This is a genomic window from Nocardia sp. NPDC051052 (assembly GCF_044456045.1).
Classification (GTDB): Bacteria; Actinomycetota; Actinomycetes; order Mycobacteriales; family Mycobacteriaceae; genus Nocardia.
In genome coordinates, this window is the sequence record NZ_JBITFL010000002.1 from 134,748 (window position 1) to 151,032 (window position 16,285).

The 16,285-nt window shown below is 66.0% G+C and carries 13 protein-coding genes and 1 pseudogene; 2 read left to right on the plus strand and 12 right to left on the minus strand.

All coding sequences use genetic code 11. The features are described 5' to 3' along the window. Nucleotides 1-7: 7 nt before the first annotated feature. The 3 genes from ACIBCN_RS05675 to ACIBCN_RS05685 all read right to left on the minus strand — a co-directional run bounded on the left by ACIBCN_RS05675 (nucleotide 8) and on the right by ACIBCN_RS05685 (nucleotide 3,396). Complete coding sequence (locus ACIBCN_RS05675; RefSeq protein WP_396990323.1) at nucleotides 8-1,765, minus strand: hypothetical protein; 1,758 nt, start codon at nucleotides 1,763-1,765, stop codon at nucleotides 8-10. A gap of 87 nt (nucleotides 1,766-1,852) precedes the next feature. Beyond that, the gene (locus tag ACIBCN_RS05680) at nucleotides 1,853-2,614 is read right to left on the minus strand and encodes an ABC transporter permease (RefSeq protein WP_396990324.1); all 762 of its coding nucleotides are present in this window, start codon (nucleotides 2,612-2,614) and stop codon (nucleotides 1,853-1,855) included. A gap of 2 nt (nucleotides 2,615-2,616) precedes the next feature. Next, nucleotides 2,617-3,396 carry an ABC transporter ATP-binding protein gene (locus ACIBCN_RS05685; RefSeq protein ID WP_396990325.1) on the minus strand — a complete coding sequence of 260 codons (780 nt, stop codon included), beginning with the start codon at nucleotides 3,394-3,396 and terminating at the stop codon, nucleotides 2,617-2,619. Nucleotides 3,397-3,818: 422 nt separating this feature from the next. On the opposite strand from ACIBCN_RS05685, the gene rph reads away from it, so the two are divergent. Further along, on the plus strand, nucleotides 3,819-6,416 hold the full coding sequence (gene rph, locus ACIBCN_RS05690; protein ID WP_396990326.1) for a rifamycin-inactivating phosphotransferase: 2,598 nt from the start codon (nucleotides 3,819-3,821) through the stop codon (nucleotides 6,414-6,416). 4 nt (nucleotides 6,417-6,420) lie between these two features. On the opposite strand, the gene ACIBCN_RS05695 is transcribed toward rph, so the two are convergent. Continuing rightward, nucleotides 6,421-7,281: a collagen binding domain-containing protein gene (locus ACIBCN_RS05695; protein ID WP_396991140.1), complete on the minus strand. Its 861-nt coding sequence runs from the start codon at nucleotides 7,279-7,281 to the stop codon at nucleotides 6,421-6,423. A gap of 21 nt (nucleotides 7,282-7,302) precedes the next feature. Beyond that, nucleotides 7,303-9,597: pseudogene (locus ACIBCN_RS05700) on the minus strand (MMPL family transporter); the annotation flags it as partial. Between the two features lie 252 nt (nucleotides 9,598-9,849). On the opposite strand from ACIBCN_RS05700, the gene ACIBCN_RS05705 reads away from it, so the two are divergent. Next, nucleotides 9,850-10,224 (plus strand): VOC family protein, encoded by a 375-nt coding sequence (locus ACIBCN_RS05705; protein ID WP_396990327.1) that lies wholly within the window; start codon nucleotides 9,850-9,852, stop codon nucleotides 10,222-10,224. A gap of 222 nt (nucleotides 10,225-10,446) precedes the next feature. Here the strand turns inward: ACIBCN_RS05705 and ACIBCN_RS05710 are convergent, their stop codons facing one another. The 7 genes from ACIBCN_RS05710 to ACIBCN_RS05740 form a co-directional block, all read right to left on the minus strand. After that, the gene (locus ACIBCN_RS05710) at nucleotides 10,447-11,724 is read right to left on the minus strand and encodes a Dyp-type peroxidase (RefSeq protein WP_396990328.1); all 1,278 of its coding nucleotides are present in this window, start codon (nucleotides 11,722-11,724) and stop codon (nucleotides 10,447-10,449) included. Continuing rightward, on the minus strand, nucleotides 11,721-12,068 hold the full coding sequence (locus ACIBCN_RS05715) for a plastocyanin/azurin family copper-binding protein (RefSeq protein WP_396990329.1): 348 nt from the start codon (nucleotides 12,066-12,068) through the stop codon (nucleotides 11,721-11,723). The genes ACIBCN_RS05710 and ACIBCN_RS05715 overlap by 4 nt, the downstream gene beginning before the upstream one ends. Next, nucleotides 12,056-12,649: a rhodanese-like domain-containing protein gene (locus tag ACIBCN_RS05720; RefSeq protein WP_396990330.1), complete on the minus strand. Its 594-nt coding sequence runs from the start codon at nucleotides 12,647-12,649 to the stop codon at nucleotides 12,056-12,058. The genes ACIBCN_RS05715 and ACIBCN_RS05720 overlap by 13 nt, the downstream gene beginning before the upstream one ends. Next, entirely contained in the window at nucleotides 12,649-13,908 is a 1,260-nt protein-coding gene (locus tag ACIBCN_RS05725; protein ID WP_396990331.1) for an MFS transporter, read from the minus strand. Before ACIBCN_RS05725 ends, ACIBCN_RS05720 begins: the two co-directional genes overlap by 1 nt. Nucleotides 13,909-13,913: 5 nt before the next feature. Beyond that, the gene (locus ACIBCN_RS05730) at nucleotides 13,914-14,993 is read right to left on the minus strand and encodes a SagB/ThcOx family dehydrogenase (RefSeq protein WP_396990332.1); all 1,080 of its coding nucleotides are present in this window, start codon (nucleotides 14,991-14,993) and stop codon (nucleotides 13,914-13,916) included. Next, nucleotides 14,986-16,050 (minus strand): RimK family alpha-L-glutamate ligase, encoded by a 1,065-nt coding sequence (locus ACIBCN_RS05735; RefSeq protein WP_396990333.1) that lies wholly within the window; start codon nucleotides 16,048-16,050, stop codon nucleotides 14,986-14,988. The genes ACIBCN_RS05730 and ACIBCN_RS05735 overlap by 8 nt, the downstream gene beginning before the upstream one ends. A 68-nt stretch (nucleotides 16,051-16,118) precedes the next feature. Further along, nucleotides 16,119-16,280, minus strand: coding sequence for a hypothetical protein (locus tag ACIBCN_RS05740; protein ID WP_396990334.1), 162 nt, complete (start codon nucleotides 16,278-16,280; stop codon nucleotides 16,119-16,121). Nucleotides 16,281-16,285 lie beyond the last annotated feature (5 nt).

A 16,285-nucleotide genomic window follows, 5' to 3' on the forward strand; every position in this document is an offset into this window, starting at 1 on the left:
CGGCGCGCTACCGGTAGTAGACCTCGAGTTCCGCGATCGACGTGAAATATGAACTGCCGCCTGGCTTTCCGACAATGCGCAGCCCATCGCCGGATAAGGTGGCGAAGTTGAAGGTGTAGGTCTTGAACGCTCCGGCGGCGGAGGTATACGGATACCGGGGCTCGACTTTCGCGTTCTGCGCATCGACCCACCGGAAATTCTGCCGCACCTGCACACGCAACCCGGCCGCGAACCAGCCTCCGTCATCGAACATTTCGCCGGTCGTGTAGACGACCTGGTTCATCAGATACGGCTTCGCCCAGGTGAAGCCCCAGTAGTCCAGATCCTTGTTCTCCTGGTCGAAGCTGTTCTCGCTCTTGGTGAAATCGCCGTCGTTGTAGTACTCGGTGTGGCCGTAGTGCGCGGACTTCTCGATGGGCGTGACCGAAGCCCCGCTGTAGGCGAGGTTGTCCGTCGGGTCCGGCTGTTTCGCCGGCGACTGCGCGCCGAACGGTTGCAGCGCCAGTTTCCGCAGGTTGAAGCTGTACGCGGTGTCGCCGCCCGCACTACCCACCCACCAGTTCGACTGCACCCACATCGACGTGCCGTCCGGCGAGATGAACTTGGACGGAATCGTGGTGGCATAGCCGCCGTTCTTCGGACCCGGACAGCCGGACCCGCGACCGAACCACGGATAGCCGCCGAAATCCTTGGTAAGAAACAGTTTCCATGGCCCCCACGGCGTGGGCGCCTCATAGAACTCGAACGTGTACTCCGTCCACGACGTGTACAGGTACCGCTTCAGCGCTTTGACGTAGACCACGCCGCCCTGCGAGATCACCGAAAGGTTGTGCGGGCATTCACGATAGTTGCGCAGCGTCGCGTATTGCCGCCGGGTGTCGCGCAGCACCGTCCGCCGTTCCTCCAGGTGTTTACTCCAGCGCGGCTGCTCACCGTCGAGTCCGGCGAAGAACTCCCAGCGGTTCCGGTGCTCGACAGCGTCTTTCGGTGCCCGGGCCAGGTACAGGTCGAACGGGTCGGCCACCGTCGCGGTGAAGGATCCGCGCCAATTGCCGTCCAGGCCATAGGCATAGACGTAGCGCGCGACATCCGCCCCCAACGCCGCCGCGGTATCGCCAGAGTCCCGGCCGAAGTCGAGGAAGAAGACGGTGGTGAAGACTCCCCCGGTGAACATCGGCTGCTGCGTCTTGTGCCAGGTCCGCCCGTGATCGTCCGACCACGAAACACTGGCATTGGGCGCATCATTGAACGCGATGTCCCCTGGACCGGCCCGCAAGTCCTGAATCGCGAGATAGAGCCGCCCGTCCACGCAGACGATCCCGGTCGGCTTCCGGTTGTACCGCTCGGGATCGCCCCACACCGCCCCGACCTCGTCGGAGACGGCCAGCACCTCGCCGGTGAACCCGCTTTTCGGATCCCCGCTGATCCGATTCACCGCGATGTCGTGCCGCGGCCCGTCCCCGAACCCGCTGCCGTCCCCGTTGACCGAATACAGGTTGTCGTCATCGGCCCAGCAGGTCACCCACAGGTCCCCGTCGCTCTCGCTGTCGACCTCGAGCGCGTTACCCACCGACGTGGTGGCGAAGAACGTACTCAACTCGGACGCGGGAGTATCAGGCGCGCGGGGTGTTTCAGCGTTTCCGTGCTCGGGCTCCGCCGCGGGCGACCGCGACCCGGCCGACCCGGCTCCCCCGAGCCCGACGGCCAGCACACCCGCGGCCCCAGATACCCCGAACATGAACCGCCGCCGACCCAAACCACTCATCGACTCCCCGAACCCATAACGCTGTTCACGCACACCATCTTTCGAGCAACACCAGTTCCGGCCCCGACAGTAGCCGTTACCGCCGCCTCAGGAGATCTTGCGGCGGTACGTCATCATGGCGAAGAAGTACGCGACGACCAGAATGGCAACGCACCAGCCGAGGGCGATCCAGATGTCGGTGCCGACCGGTTGCCCGGTGAACAGGTCGCGGATGGCGTTCACGATGTAGGTCACCGGCTGGTTTTCGGCAAAGGCGCGCACCGGGGCAGGCATCGGATCGGTGGGCACGAAGGCCGAGCTGATGAACGGCAGGAAGATCAGCGGATAGGAGAAGGCGCTCGCGCCATCGATGGTCTTCGCCGAAAGACCGGGGATCACCGCGATCCAGGTCAACGCGAGGGTGAACAGAATCAGGATGCCCGCGATCGCGAGCCACGCCAGCACGCCCGCGCCCGAGCGGAAGCCCATCAGCAGGGCGACGAGCACGACGACCACGATCGAGATCAGATTGGCGACCAGCGACGTGAGCACGTGCGCCCACAGCACCGACGAGCGAGCGATCGGCATGGACTGGAATCGCTCGAAGATGCCGCTTTTCATATCCAGGAACAGCCGGAATGCGGTGTAGGAGATGCCCGAGGCGATGGTGATGACCAGAATGCCGGGCAGCAGGTAGTTCACGTAGGACCGCGATCCCGTGTTGATCGCGCCGCCGAGCACATAGACGAACAGCAGCATGAAAGCGATCGGCATGATCGTCGTGGTGATGATGGTGTCCATGCTGCGCGCGATATGGCGCAGCGATCGGCCGAGCAAGGTGGCGGTGTCGCCGAAAAAGTGCGTGGTCATTGTCATTCCTTACTTGTCGACTCGTCCGCACCGACGAGGGCGAGGAAGACGTCCTCGAGGGTCGGTTGCTTCTCGACGTATTCGACCTTCGCGGGCGGTAGCAGTTTCTTGAGCTCGGCGAGGGTGCCGTTCACGATGATTCGGCCCTGGTGCAGGATCGCGATCCGGTCGGCGAGTTGTTCTGCCTCGTCCAGATACTGCGTCGTGAGCAGCACCGTGGTGCCGTGCCCGGCGAGTTCCTTCACCGCACGCCACACCTCGAGGCGCGCCTGCGGATCGAGTCCGGTGGTCGGTTCGTCCAGGAAGATGATCGGCGGATTCCCGATGAGGCTCATGGCGATATCGAGGCGACGGCGCATGCCGCCCGAATACGTCGATACCTTCCGGGTGGCCGCGTCGGTCAGCGAGAACCGGGCGAGCAGGTCGTCCGCGATCGCGCGCGGGTTGTCCAGGTGCCGCAACTTGGCGACGAGCACGAGATTCTCACGGCCGCTGAGGATTTCATCGACGGCGGCGAATTGCCCGGTGAGGCTGAAGGATTCGCGCACGTCCGCCGGTTGCTTCGCGACGTCGAACCCGTTGACGATCGCCGTCCCCGCGTCGGCCTTCAGCAGTGTGCACAGAATGCGTATGACGGTGGTCTTGCCCGCCCCGTTCGAGCCGAGCAAGGCGAAAATGCTCCCCCGCTCCACCTCGAAGTCCACGCCACGCAGCACGTGCAGGTCTTTGTACGACTTCTCCAATCCCTGCACCTGGATCGGAGACGGTTGCCGTGCCGTCATCGAACGGCCCTCCCTTTGGATCTGGATGCATAAGTAGATGTATACGTAGAGACTATAGGTATAGATATACGTACACGCAAGAGGAACCGCGTGGCTACCAGCGGGTGTGCGGCAAACTCACCGAGCCGATGCCCAGTCGCGTCGCGGATCTACCGCTCGCTGGCCGCGCGGTCGATGTCGGCGATCAGCCCGTCGATGTTCGCGGCGATCCGCGAATCATGGTGATACCTCGGCACCTGCCGCGGCGGAGGATTTTCAGCAGGTCGCCAGTGAACAGACCTGGGCCGCGCACGCCAGAATGGGGCAGCCGTAGATTTCTTTCCCCCTTCTATTTTATACACGATCCCAGGTCCTCATGACGCTCCGATTTATGGTCCATAATCGCTCCCGAAATACGGAAGCACCAGGTGAGGAGTAGCGGGATGGCTTATGTGCTCGGCTTCGGGGAGATCGACCGGACGCAGGTCGCGATCGTCGGCGGCAAGGGTGCGAACCTCGGTGAGCTGTCGCGCGTCGATGGCGTCGAGGTGCCGGCGGGTTTCTGTGTGACGACCGATGCCTTCGCCCGGATCGTGGCGGGCGTGTCGTCGATCGAGGGTCGGCTCGACGAGCTGTCGCGCCTCGAGCCGGACGATCGGGCGGCGATCCGCGTGTTGAGCGCGCAGATCCGCAGCGCGGTCGAAGAATTCGTTATTCCCGAAGAGGTCGCGGCCGAGATCATCGGCGCGCACGCTCAGCTCGGCGTGGCGGGCGCCTACGCGGTGCGATCCAGTGCGACCGCCGAGGATCTGCCGACCGCGTCCTTCGCGGGCCAGCAGGACACCTATTTGAACGTCGTGGGATCCGCGGCGATCCTCGAGCACGTCCGCCGCTGCTGGGGCTCGCTGTTCACCGAGCGGGCCGTCACCTATCGGCAGCGAAACGGATTCGGCCACAAGGCCGTTCAGATGGCGGTGGTCGTGCAGCGGATGGTGTTCCCGCGCGCCTCCGGTATCCTGGTCACCGCCGACCCCCTCACCTCCGACCGGACGGTGGTGTCCATCGACGCGGGCTTCGGCCTCGGCGAGGCCCTCGTTTCCGGCCTCGTGAACGCCGACGTCTACCAGGTTCGCGACGGCAGCATCACCAGCAGGACGATCGCCACCAAGAAACTCGCCGTCGAGCCGATCCCGGCAGGCGGAACAGAGGTGCGGGAGATCGCCCAGGAGCGGCGCAACGAGCCAGTGCTCGCCGATGCCGAGGTGCTCCGGCTCGCCGAGCTCGGCCGCCACATCGAAGCGCATTTCGGCAGCCCGCAGGACATCGAATGGTGCCTCGACGGCGATCAGCCGCACATCGTGCAGAGCAGGCCGATCACCACGCTGTTCCCGATTCCCGTTGCGGCCGACGAGGAAAACCACGTCTACGTGTCGGTCGGCCATCAGCAGATGATGACCGACGCGATGAAGCCACTCGGCATCTCGATGTGGCAGCTCACCAGCCGCGCGCCCATGCGCGACGCGGGCGGCCGCTTGTTCGTCGATGTCACCAAGGCGCTGTCGTCGCCGAAAACCAGCGCCGGCCTGGTCGAGGCGCTAGGCAAGTCCGATCCCCTGATCGGGGACGCGCTGCGGGCCGTGCTCGACCGCGGCTTCGTTCGTCAAGTGCCGGAAGCGGATTCGGTCGGCGCACCGCCCGCCGCGCCCGAGCCGATCGAGACCGATCCCGCTATCGTCACCGAGCTGATCGCGGCGAGCGAGGCCTCCTTCGCCGCCTTGGCACGCGATATCCGGACCAAGTCCGGATCGGACCTGCTCGACTTCATCCAGGCCGACATCGAGGAGTTGCGGCGAGTCCTGTTCACGCCGAAGGGTTTACAGGTGATCAACGCCGGCATGGACGCCTCTTTCTGGCTCAACGATCGACTGTGCGAATGGCTGGGCGAAAAGAACGCCGCCGATGCGCTCACCCAGTCCGTCCCCGGGAACGTGACCTCGGAGATGGGCCTGGCACTGCTGGATGTCGCCGATGCGATCCGCCCCTACCCGGCGGTCGTGGGTTACCTGCAGCAGGTCGAGCAGACGGCGGACGACGACTTCCTGGATGACCTGGCCGAATACCCCGGCGGCCGCGAGGCACGGGCCGCGCTCGCGGACTTCCTCGACAAGTACGGCATGCGCTGCGCGGGCGAAATCGACATCACCAGACCACGCTGGAGCGACCGCCCCACCACGCTGGTGCCGACAATCCTCGGCAATATCAAGAACTTCGGGCCCGGCGCGGGCAAGCAGCGCTTCGAGGACGGCCTGCGCACCGCCGAACAGACGAAAGCGCAACTCCTGCAACGCTTGCGCGCTCTGCCGGACGGTGCGCGCAAGGCCGAGGAGACCGCGCGGATGATCGACCGCGTCCGCACCTTCTCCGGCTATCGGGAGTATCCGAAGTACCGCATGGTCAGCCGCTACTTCGTCTACAAGCAGGCGCTGCTGCGTGAGGCCGAAGCTCTGGTGGTGGCCGGCGTCCTTCGCGAGCCCGAAGACATCTTCTACCTGAGGTTCGATGAGCTGAGCGAGGTGGTCCGAACGCGCAGTGCGCGTGCGGAACTCATCGACGAACGCACGGACGCGTTCCGCACGTATCAGGCACTCACCGCGCCGCGGGTGCTCACCTCCGACGGCGAGGCGCTCACCGGCGCGTATCGACGCGAGGACCTGCCTGCGAGCGCGTTGCCCGGCATGGCGGTGTCGGGCGGGACGATCGAGGGGCGGGCCCGCGTCGTGTCCGACATCGCGCTGGCCGATCTCGAGGCGGGCGACATCCTGGTCACCGCCTACACCGATCCGAGCTGGACCCCGCTGTTCGTCGCGATCACCGGTTTGGTGACCGAAGTCGGCGGCCTGATGACGCACGGCGCGGTGATCGCCCGCGAGTACGGCCTGCCCGCCGTCGTCGGCGTGGAGCATGCCACTGAGCTGATCCGGGATGGGCAGCGCATTCGGGTGCACGGCACGGACGGCTACGTCGAGCTCCTGCCGGAGTGAAAGATCATGACAGCTCGGCGAATTCGTCGGCGTCGAAGCCGAGCCGGATGTCGTGGTCGACCTGGCTGCCGGTGATGGTCACCTGGCCGGTCACCAGCGGATAGCCGCGAGCGACGACGGTGTACTCCCCCTCCGGCAAATCGGTCACCAGGTAGCGTCCGTTCTCGTCGGTGCGGGCGGTGCCGACCGCCGCACCGGACCAGTCGAGCACGGTGACCAGGGCGTCGTGCACCGCGTGGCCGTCGGCGCGCACGGTGCCCCACAGCATTGCCATCGGCGCCAGCTCGATGTCGAAACGGAACCGGCCGCTGTCCGGCACGGTCAATGTCGTTGCGGCCGGCCGCATCCGGGCGGCCACCGTCACCAGCGTGTAGGTTCCCGCCAGCACACCCTTGCAGGCGTAAACGCCGTCCGCCGCCGTCACCGCGGCACCGACCACCTCGCCACGCAGGTCGGTCACGGTGACGGTGGCACCGGCCACCGGCTCGCGGGCGGCGGAGCGCACCACACCCGACAACTCGCCGGAGCCTTGCAGCGTGACGTCGACATGCTGCGCGCCGGCCGCGGCGGTGACGTTCACCGCTTCCGGTTGATGCCCGTTCGCCGAGACGATCAGGACATAGTTTCCCGGCGCGGGCGGCTCGATGGTGTAGGCGCCGTCGCCGCCGCCGGTCGCACGCGAAACCTGATGTCCGCGTTGGTCGATCAGTGTCAACACCGCGTCCAGCACCGGGCGCCCGTCGTCACGGCGAATCCAGCCACCGATCGTCCGGGTACCAGTCAAGGCGACGACCTGTCCGGTCGATTCTCCTGAAATAGGTTGCACCCCAATATTATTCGCGTCTGAGTGATCATCCGCGAACATCGGCTCCGGCTCGGAGAGTACGGGTTCGAGCTCAGACTGCCGAAGCCGTCGCAACTTCGAGCCTTCGACATCGATGTCCGGCAGGATGCGGTCGAGCCATTTCGGCATCCACCACGCCCCCTTACCCATGATCGCCAGCAGCGCCGGGACCAGCACCATGCGCACCACGAAGGCGTCGATGGCGACACCGCAGGCCAGCGCGAAGCCCATGGACTTGGCGGTGGCGTCGGATTCCAGCAGGAACGAGCCGAACACCGAGATCATGATGATCGCCGCCGAGGTGACCACCCTGGCACCGTGGTGGTAGCCGGAGATAATCGCGTCCTTCGGCGACTTGCCGTGCACGTATTCCTCGCGCATGCGGGTCACCAGGAACACCTGATAGTCCATCGCGAGACCGAATACCAAGCCGATCAACATGATCGGCAGGAAGCTGATGATCGGATGCGGGTCGGCGATGAGGCCGAAGGTGCCTTCCTGAAAGATCAGCACGGTGGCGCCGAAGGTGGCCGCCATCGAGAGCAGGAAGCCGAGCGCGGCGGTGAACGGGACCAGGATGGACCGGAACACCAAGATCAACAGCACGAAGGCCGCACCGGCCACGATCGCGAGGTATGGGACGATCTTGCCGAGCAGGACGTGGTCCATATCGGCGTAGATGGCGGTGGTGCCGGTGATGCCGTACTCGATGCCGAACCGCTGGGTCAGTTCGCCTTCGGCGGCGCGGGCGTCGCGCACCAGGTCCTTGGTGGCCTGATTGTTCGGTCCCGATCGCGGGACACCGTTGAGCATCGCGCCGAGCCCGTTCGCACTGAGCTGCGGCTTGGTGACGTAATCCATCTCCGGGAACGCGGCCAGCCGATCGCGCAGCGCGGTGACCGCGGCGGCGCGCTCGCCTTCCGGCACGTTCGCGAGGTCGGCGGCCACCGTCAGGACGCCGTTGCTGCCCTCACCGAAGCCCGCCGTCCGGATGTCGTAGGCCTGCCGTACCGTCGAGTCGGTCGGAAAGCTGTCCTGCCCAGGCAGACCCAACTGCAGGTTGAGCGCCGGAGTAGCCAGAACGCCCAGTGCGGCAACGGCGAGCACCAACGCGAACCATGGCCGCTTACCGATCAGACGACCCATCCGCATGCCGTTGGTGACGGAGGTGTCGTCCTCCGGGTCGTGCCGGGCGACCAGCGGCAGTTTCGGCTTGAACAGGAAGCGACCGAACGCGCCGAGCAGGGCAGGCATCAGCGTGATCGCGGTGAGTACCGCGAAGAAGGCCGCGACCGCGCCACCCAGGCCCATGAAGGTCAGGAAGTTCACCCCGACGATGCTCAGCGCGCTCAGGGCGACGATGACGGTGAGCCCGGCGAACACCACGGCGGATCCGGCGGTGCCGACCGAAATGCCCGCGGCCTCTTCGGGACTCGCCGCGACATGGAGTTCGTGCTTGTAGCGGGAGACGATGAACAGCGCGTAGTCGATGGACAGCGCGATGCCGATCATCGACGCCAGGAACGTCGTGAAGCTCGGTATCTCGATGATCGAGGTGCTCAGCGAAATCATCATCATCGCGGCACCGAGGCCGACGATGGCGGTGATGATCGGCACGAAAGCCGCCACGATGGCGCCGAAGGCGACCACCATGACGACCAATGCCACGCTCATGCCGATCATCTCGGCATGACCGCTCGGCTGCTCCTGCTTCTGCTCGATGGCCCCGCCGAGCTCGACGGTCAGTCCCTGCGCACGCGCGGGGGTGGCCACGTCGTAGGCGGCGCGGCGCTGCTCGTCGGTGATGTCCATCGACGAGGCGATATCGAACGGCACCGAGAGCACCGCGACGGTGGCCGAGGCGTCCTTGCTCAGCACATTGAGCGGCGCGCCGGCGCACACGGCCGGGTCGGTGGCGGCCAGGCAGCCCATCGCCTTGGTCACCTCGACCGGGTTCTTCAGTGTGGCAGCGGCCTTTTCGGTGATGAGCTTGCGCTTGCCGTCCTCGACCGATAGCGCCTTCAGGTCGGCGATCAGCGCGTCGATGGCGGCGCTGTTGCTCTTGTCGGTCAGCTTCGTGCCTTCGGGCGCCTTGATCACATAGGCACCGCTGACGGCATCGATACTGAACTGACCGGACATGCCGGGGAACTGCCGGTCCAGGATTTCGGTGGCGCGCTCCGACGGCAGCGACGGCATGCTGAACTCGGTGCTCATCGGTTTACTCAGCAAACTGCCTGCGGTGCCGAGCATTCCGAGGAAGACGAGCCACAGCGGCAGCACGATCCACTTGCGGCGGAAGGCGAATTTGCCCCACCGATACAGGTATACGGACACGAATAGGTTCTCCTGGAGGTAACCGGATAGTGCTGGTTCAGGGCCCGTATACAGCACCTTCGCGGCCCGCTACGCATGCGAACAGCTCCACCGGACGTCCTCTATCTACCTACCGCACGATAGGGCTGAGAGATCGATAGCAGGCCGTAAACGGAGGAGCAACCTCTAGTTGCGGGAGCATACCCGGAGCATCAATCGATAGCGGGCCTGACCCCATCGGTGGCAGCATAAGATCGCCGAGGGACACGGCTGGTGCAAATCAACATCAAGGCCCGGGACGACTCGGCGCTCGGCCAGTTCTGGGCGGACGCGCCCGGCTGGGGCGTTTCCAGCGAGGGGCCAGGCGTGACCAACGTTGAGCCCGTTGGCCTTACGTGGCCGGACCCCGCCGCGCTCTACATCGACGTCGTCACCGTCCCGGACCCCGAAACCGTGCGGTACCGGGTACACGTCGACCTCGCCACCACCTCGGCGGCCCACCAAGCGGAGTTGGTCACGCACCTCCAGGATCTCGGCGCGACCCCGCCGACGTCGGTCAGGGCGACGTCCCATGGACGGTCCTCGCCGACCCCGAGGGCAACGACTTCTGCGTCCTCGGCCCTGGGCGCGACTGAGCGCGACCTGTGACGAATGCCGCGCGAACGCACCGACAGATCACCGCTCGTCGTCGTCTAGTTCTCGGCAGTTGTTGTCATGCAGCACCTTTCGTGGCAACTGTATACCGATCGACGCCCCTTTCCACCTACCACGACAACTGCCGGACGATGGCGAGGGACTGTGGGTTCAACGGTGGTCCCGGCCCGACACGCTGAACGATGCTCAGCGCCGCTCCCGCGAAGGTCGGCCTGGTCAACCCGCCAACAAGTGCTCGCCGATGTAGCCACCGGGTTGGGTGCCGGGTGGGATGGCGAATACGGCGCTGGATTCGTGGCGGATGAATGGTGTCAGGGCGTCGAGCTCGGCGAGTCTGCGTTGGGCGGGGACGAAGGCGGTGTGCGGGTTGGCTTGGAAGGCTTGAAAGAATAGGCCGACGTCCTGCTGACCGGTGGGGTCGTAGCCGTCGTCGTAGGAGTAGCCGCGGCGGAGCATGCGGACTCCGCCGGTGAGGTCGGGGTGGGTGAGGCGGATGTGGGCGTTGGCGGGGATCAGGGCGTTGCCGGTGTTGTCGCGCCGAGTGAAGTCGGGTGGGGTGTGTTCGGTGCCGCCGGATAGGGGTGCGCCGGTGTCTTTGGTGCGTCCGATGATTCGTTCCTGGGTGTGAATGGATTGTTGTTCCCATCGGTCGAGCAGCATGCGGATGCGTCGGCAGACCAGGTAGGTGCCGCCGCACATCCAAGCCGGATCGCTTGCCCAGACGGCTTGTTCGAAGGCGCCGTCACCTGGGATCGGGTTGTCGGTGCCGTCGATCTGGCCCATCAGGTTGCGTGGTGTGGCATCGGGTTGGTCGGCCGCGGCGGCGGTGCGCAAGAACCCGCGCTGGGACCAGCGCGGCCGGGCTCCGAAAGTGCTTGCGGCCGTTGCGGTCATGGCGTGGGTGGCGGCGAAGGCGATGACCGGGTCTTCCGCGCAGACTTGCAGGCCCAGATCGCCTGCGCCGTGGGCGGGGTCGAGTGCGTCGCCGGGAAAGGCGGGTAACGGTTCGAGCGCCTGCGGGATATCGGTGTCGAGTCCGGCCTTGGCGAGGGCGGAGGCGCCGAGGCCGATGGTGATGACCAATCCGGCTGGGCCGAGGCCCGCCGCGAGATGGTGGTTGTCGGCGGAGTTTCCGGTCATCAGTGTGGTAGCGGTATCGCTCCAGGCACGTAACAGGCTGCGCAGTCCGTCGTGCGTGGCGACGGGGGTGTCGACAGGCAAGTCGAAGGCGGTGAACAGCAGGTGGGCCGGCGCACGGTCAGCGATGCCGGGCTGGTGCGCCCCGGCGAAGCCGCGCGCGGCCAGGGCGGCAGAGTGCTGTCGATCGATAGCACTCGGGGTGTGCGTCAGGGTCGCGGCCACTGCTCCGGCGGCGACGCCGAAGCCGAGTAAGCCTGCGCCGCCGAGTATTTGACGTCGGCCAACCCGGCTGGTCTGGTCGGCGGACTTTTCCGGTGCGGCACCGGTGTCGGGTTGATCAGGTCGCTGGTTCATGTGACGATCACAGCTCCGCGCATGCCGTTGTGGATATCGCAGTGGTATCGGTAGCTGCCGGGAGAGTTGAACCGCACCGTGTAGCTTTGCCCGGTATGCAGGAAGTAGGAGCCGAAGCTGTCGTCGTCGGCGGTCACGGTCTGCAGATGGTCGGGGTCGTGCTGCACCCAGGTCACCACGGTTCCGGCCGGGACGGTCACGGTCGCGGGATCGAAAACCCCGCCATTGCTGAGGGCGGCATCGATGCTGATCGTTACCGGCGCGGGGGTGCGGGCGCAACTGATGCCACCCGCACCGACAAGCGCGACGATGAGCACGGCCATCGAGTGGGTCAGCCGCTGCATGCCTGCGGCCAACTATGGGTAGCGCACGGGTCGGTGTCACGGATGACTGGATAGCCTGCTGTCTGCCAGCCGCCGATACCCTCCTGCAGCACCCGCATGTCGCCGTCGGTGAACCCGTGCTCTTTGAGGACTACCGATTCGTTGGCGGCCTCCTGCCAGGGGCAGTTGCAGTACAACACCAGCACGACGGTGCCCCGATACTGCTGCAACGTTTGCCAACCCGTCGTCGGCGCGTCGGCCAGCGGCACCCAGATATCGTCGGGGATGTGGCTTTGGGCTCGTGCTGCGGCTTCGCGCACATCGACAAGGACGTAATGGGGATCGTGGCGGTCGTAGGACGGTTTGTAGTCGGTCAGCGAGATGAACGGGGCATGCTGACCGCCTTGGAACTGGTGCAGCTGATCACCCGACGGCCCGCCCTGCACTGACACCGCAGGCTGGGCCGAGCGGTTGGCGACGAGGACACCGACGACGACGACAACCGCGATGACGACCAGCCCACCGGCGAGCAACCAGATTCGGCGGACCCGTTTCAGTGCCGAGAATCCGCGAGACAGCTTGTTTCCGAGTTTCGTGTTCATTACTTTTCCAATTTCAGGGGAGAGCGGACATCAGTCGTGGGCCTGCGGATACCTTGCCGAATCGCCGAATTCGCCGCGGTGACAACAGTTGCCGCGGCCAGTAGCCCGGCGAGCAGCAATGCGGTTGGCGCAGCTGCGAATTCGGCGAGCAGCAAGCCGATTATCAGCGGAGTAAACGTGATCGGGACGGCTGATACCAGGTCGATGGTGGCGCTGACTCGCCCGCGCATACCGTCTTCGACGAGGTCGAGCCAGCGGGTGCTGACCAGTATCGGCCAGGCTGGACGTACCAAAAGCACTGCTGCATAGGCAATTCCGGCGACCACCGGTTTCCCGGAGGCGATGGCCCCCACGGCCGGTGCACCGATGGCGGGCGAAAGGACCAGCAGGGCATGGGGGGAAATATGGCGCCGGGCGGATTTGAGTATCGCGGTTCCGGTCAGACCTGCGGCGTAGGCCGCGGCCAGGGTCACGCCCACCAGGTAAGCCGGTACACCGGCGCGGACCAGGACCACGACCACCACGAGACCGGAGCCGTTGACCACGAATTCGGTGAGCGCCGACAACAAGGCGGTGATACGAATGAACCGGTGGTGCCAGAAGAACCGCAGCCCCTCCCGGATCGCGGCCAGGGGAGGTTCGGCGAGCGGTGACTGGCCGCGTTCCGCGGCCGTTGCGCGCAGCGGCCGGCGCACCAACGCCGCGCAGAAGCCGGCTACAGCATAGGAGACGGCGTCGGTGAGGAACGGCAGCCATGCTCCGAAGCCGAAGGTGGCGGCAGCGACCGGTGGTCCGAGCACGCCGGTGGCATAACCCCGCGCCTCGCCGAGCGCGACGGCCGAGGGGAGTTCCTCGGTCGAAACCACGTGGGGCAGCGCGGTGTGCTCGGCGGTACCCCGGACCGCCCACCCGGCGCCGAGTACGGCCACTGCGGTCAGTACATGTGCCAACTGGAACAATCCGGTTGCCGCCGCGACGGCCAATGAGCCGGTCGCCAGTGCAGAGGCAGCGTCGGCGGTGCACATGATCAGTCGGCGATCCAACCGGTCGGCGAGCCACCCGCCGGGCAGGATGGCGACGGTGAAAGTCGCCAGTGTCACCGACGACACCAGGCCGAGCGTGCTGGGTGAATGACCGGAGCCGAGTACCCAGAGCATGATTGCTACGCCGTACCCTCGGCTACCGAACTGGGACACCGCCTGCCCGCACCACAGCAAGCGGAAGTCTTTGCGGCGCCGCAGGATTGGTTCTTGCTTCACCGTGATCATCGGTTCGCCGCCGGATCACGGGGAACGGCGACGGCGGTCACCGCCAATATCGGTTCGGTGACGGGATCACAGCCGAGTAGTCGCTCGAGCAGTTCGTCGCGTACCGCGGTGGCCGTGACCGCGCCGAGGCCCATCGCGGTCGCGGTCAGCAGGACCGTCTGGCTGGCATGGCCCAATTCGATGAGGATGTCTCGGTAGGCGCGGCGGCTCTGGTAGCGCCATCGGGTTCGGGCGGGCACGGCCGTATAGATCAGTAGGAACGCACAGTCGGCCAGCCACCGCTGCCCACCCACCGCGTCGAGCAGCTCCTGCGCCGATGCCGTGCGGCAGAGGTTTTCGAGACCGCCGGACAGGGGTGCGAAATGGTAGAGCCCCGGCGCGAGGCCCTGCACCCGATTCGCGTACACATACAGCTCGAGCGGCGTCCTGGCGCCAGCCGACGGACTGGTTTTGAACAGCACCTTGCCGATATCGGGGTGGTCCATTTCCTCGACCGCCCCGCCGCCGACCTGGACGACCGCACCCAATGCCGCCAGCGATACCGGGTCATCGGTGAACTGGCGCGTCGATCGGCGAGCGTAGAGCACGTCGAGCAGGTCGCGCCGTGGCCACCCGGCATCGTCTGGTCGGCCCTTGGGCAACAAGATAAGTGGTTGTCCCGGATAGGATTTGGCGGCCGGCGGCGGGGGCTCCTGTTTGGCCTTCTCCGCGAAATGTGCCTCGTCCTCCCACACCTCCAAGTATCGGGTGTCGGCCACGGTCCGTCCGGCGAAGTGGTGGTAGCGCGTGGCAGGTCCCCACGCCCGCCATTCCGTCAGCAGACGGTGCTCGGCCACGTGCTCGGCACTGTTCTCCTGGATCAGAACGCCGGTCTGCAGCAGACGATCAGCGATTGCACGATGGCGCGGACCCGACTGTTCGGCGGTGTCGAGTTCACGCCACTGCGCGAACCAACGCAGCACCGCCTCGCTGTTCTCGGTCAGCGCAAGCTGGCGTTGGTGCAGGTAGTCGTCCCACACCAGGGTGCCCTCATCCCAGAACAGCACTCCGCACGCCGCGACCCTGACTCTAGCCATCACGTGCTCCGTACAGCCCGGCGATGAATTCGCGCACCGCGGTCGAAGTGGTTATATCGCCTGCTGCCCGTTCGGCCCACGACCAGTCGCACTCCGGATTGACCTCGAGGAATACCGGTCCATCCGCTGTGTCGAGCAGGTCGTATGCGGCGACATCGAGGCCGAATAGCGCGGTCAGCTTGGCGAGCGCGGCCTCGAGTTCGGGTGGGAGCGCCGCCGGTTCGACTCGTATCGAGGTCGGGTCGGTCCACACGGCGTCCGGGCTGGGCCGGGCGACCCGGTAAGCGATGAGGCGTTGCGCCACGGCGTAGACCCGCAGCTCGCTCGCCGCGGGCACGAACTCCTGGACGAGCACGGGGGCCGGCTCGACACCGGATTCCGCCGCCATCCGCGCCCGGCTCACCCGCTGCGGGAACACTCCGCGCAGACTGCCCGGCCGGGTCTCGACCGCATGTCGCCCAAGGCTTTTCACCAGCAGATCCCCGTTGCCGGGGATGGCGTCCACGGTGTCGGCCAGCCTCGTGGCGACCACTGTCGCGGGAGTCAGCAGCCCGGCCGCCCGCGCGGCGGCGAGCTGACGGACACGATCGGGGTTGCCGGGCCGAATCGCGGCGTTGACGGCTCGAGTCGCGCCGCCGCAGAGCACCGAGGCCAGCACCGGCCACTGCTCGCGGCCGTAATGGGCGAGCAGCGCGTCATCGGGAAGCGGTATCGCCTCGGTGGCGAAGTAGCGTTGCCAGCACACTCTGGGGCGGAATCCATGCGATTCCCAGTGCAGCATCTCGACCGCCGGATCCCACACTATGCTCGACCCGACACAGTGGTCACTGTCGATGCGCAGCAACGGAATTCCCTGGGCGGCCAACCATAGCGACAGGTGGTCGGCCTCCCGGTCCGCCGCGCGGGTGAGCACCACGACACAGGGTGTTGCCCCATCAGGATCGGTTACCGACGGACGGCCGACCCGGCTTTGAAAGTCCTTGCACGAGTTGGGGGCCACCGCGGTGAACGGCCGTGCACGCAGCAAAATCGGCGTGCTGGCCTGATCCGAATTCATTGCGTTCCTTCGTCTTCGAGGTGGGAACGCGATGGCCTGCGCCCCCACCGATCCGCTAGGTCACAGCATTAGCTGGTGTGACATCCCTTGCATGGCGGCACGATCTCACCGAGGTACGCGCTTGCGTACGCGGTGAAGGTGGCGTCTTCGATCTCCGACCAGGTACGCAACGATTTCTCGTCTGCCTCGGTCAGGTCGATCAGCGCCTGTGCCATTTGTTCAATACTCATTTCCA